The organism is Tenacibaculum haliotis (assembly GCF_025215075.1).
Classification (GTDB): domain Bacteria; phylum Bacteroidota; class Bacteroidia; order Flavobacteriales; family Flavobacteriaceae; genus Polaribacter; species Polaribacter haliotis_B.
On the sequence record NZ_JAOBTH010000004.1, the window covers coordinates 1 to 2,329 of the forward strand.

A 2,329-nucleotide genomic window follows, 5' to 3' on the forward strand; every position below is an offset into this window, starting at 1 on the left:
CTAGAAAAATAACAATCCCAACTTTAGAGCAATTTTATGGAATTATTACTCAAACGGAATTTTAAAAATTGACAAAAACAGAACTGAACGTAGAAAATCACTCTTGCGGAATTTAGCAATTTTGCGGAATTGAAAATCTTTGCGGAATTGTTTACTCAAACGCTGAATTTTGAAAATATTAGAAAGCAAAAAATGGAATTATTAACCGAAAAAAACTACTGTGGGCAACAATGTGCATAATTTATTGCTAAACAGTTTTTCCTGCGGAAAAACCTCGCAAGCGTAAAAGTCTGTGTTTTATTTATTATTTTTTCGCTAAATTTACGCAACAAACTATAAGCACAAAGCCGTTGCCTTTAATTGCGGAAAACAAAAACTATGAAAATTATTCTTAAGATTAAACAGTCCAATATATTTATTCTCTGCTTATTATATTTCACTTTATATGGTTGTGCTCCTAAATTAACTTACACTGAAATTGAAAACCGTATTAATAAAGATTATAACGCATTTAACGATGGAAACGTTGAGTATGAAATGAAAAATACAATCAAAAAATATTTAAAAGAATATGGAAAAGACGGTTTTCGAAAAATGATTAAGAAAAGATACAGCAATAGAGGAAATCATCCATATTTTAATGTGGGAAGTATAAAAATTCAAGATAGAAATAAATGTAACTCTACATACTTTTACAATACAAAATACACAGTTGACAAATCTGAAATAACTCCTTATATAGATTCTACAGCGTTAAAATTAAATTATAAGGAATATGGTAGAGAGAATGTAAATTTTAATCCAAACTCGAAAATACTCCAAATTAGAATGGAAAAAAAAGGAATCTTAATCTTTGACAAAGATCGAGAATGGAAATTTATATTCTACGACTCTGAATTGAAATCTTTGAATAGATATTTTGGAAAAGGATTTTCAGAATGTGTAAACCTAAAAGAAAAGAATTCGGAGTATTTAATTTATCAGTGATTTTAAATTTGAAAGTAAATAAAGCAACTAAAAGGCAACAACGTGTATAATTCATTGCTAGTACTCGCCTACTTACGAAAATCCTCGCGGATTTTCTATCTGTGATTTATTTGCTAACTTTAGTGCTTTAATACGCCACAAATCATACACAAACACGTTGGCGCTCATAGAAATCGAAATTTTTAGAAAATATTTTTATTGAAAAGTAATTCTATTTTTTATAGAAAATTAAGAAAAATGTAATTTATTGAAACTTAAAAAATTAAATAATATTTGCGCTTTTATGAGAATTGATTTCCTAAATTCCAGAAATACTAAATCGAGAAAAACCTCGTCTAGTTTCAAAATAAATATGGAATCGTTGCGCTAAAAAGAGAATAATTTAGTTTTTAAGAACATTTTATAATTATAGAAAAATCTTGTAGAATCTAATGTTACGAAAAGAGAGAGAGAGAATATTTCGGGAATTAAAAAATGAATTTTAGCAACATTGCGGAATTGAAAGCGTGAGAATTTACTCGGAATCTAAATATTGAATAAAAAGAAAAAAATACTTGAGAATTTTAGCTACTTAAAAATAGAACTCGAAAAAAGCAGAAACGTAAACTACGAAACGCCAACAACGTGTATAGTTCATTACGGGGGATTTTCTTACAGAAAATCCTCGCACTTTCACTATCTTTGGTCTAAATTCGGAAAATTGCTGCGCTCTTTTCCGTAACGAAACCATACACAAGTACGTTGCCCACAATAGCGGAAATCACTCAGACGGAAACAATTCTGAGTTAAAAAGCAAGAAATTAATTGTAGAATAACTCTAATTTAAGTTACGTTTTTCTGTCAACACTAGAAAAATAACAATCCCAACTTTAGAGCAATTTTATGGAATTATTACTCAAACGGAATTTTAAAAATTGACAAAAACAGAACTGAACGTAGAAAATCACTCTTGCGGAATTTAGCAATTTTGCGGAATTGAAAATCTTTGCGGAATTGTTTACTCAAACGCTGAATTTTGAAAATATTAGAAAGCAAAAAATGGAATTATTAACCGAAAAAAACTACTGTGGGCAACAATGTGCATAATTTATTGCTAAACAGTTTTTCCTGCGGAAAAACCTCGCAAGCGTAAAAGTCTGTGTTTTATTTATTATTTTTTCGCTAAATTTACGCAACAAACTATAAGCACAAAGCCGTTGCCTTTAATTGCGGAAAACAAAAACTATGAAAATTATTCTTAAGATTAAACAGTCCAATATATTTATTCTCTGCTTATTATATTTCACTTTATATGGTTGTGCTCCTAAATTAACTTACACTGAAATTGAAAACCGTATTAATA

1 protein-coding gene is annotated in these 2,329 nt (G+C 28.8%); it reads left to right on the forward strand.

Annotation, left to right across the window (positions count from 1 at the left end):
* Window positions 1–378 precede the first annotated feature (378 nt).
* Window positions 379–987, forward strand: a complete 609-nt coding sequence (locus tag N2251_RS00055) for a hypothetical protein (RefSeq protein ID WP_260584634.1) — start codon at window positions 379–381, stop codon at window positions 985–987.
* The last annotated feature ends 1,342 nt before the right edge of the window (window positions 988–2,329 follow it).

Excerpts from the sequence above, each read along its gene's own strand:
- N2251_RS00055 (WP_260584634.1), top strand. The coding sequence starts at position 379 with ATGAAAATTATTCTTAAGATTAAACAGTCCAATATATTTATTCTCTGC.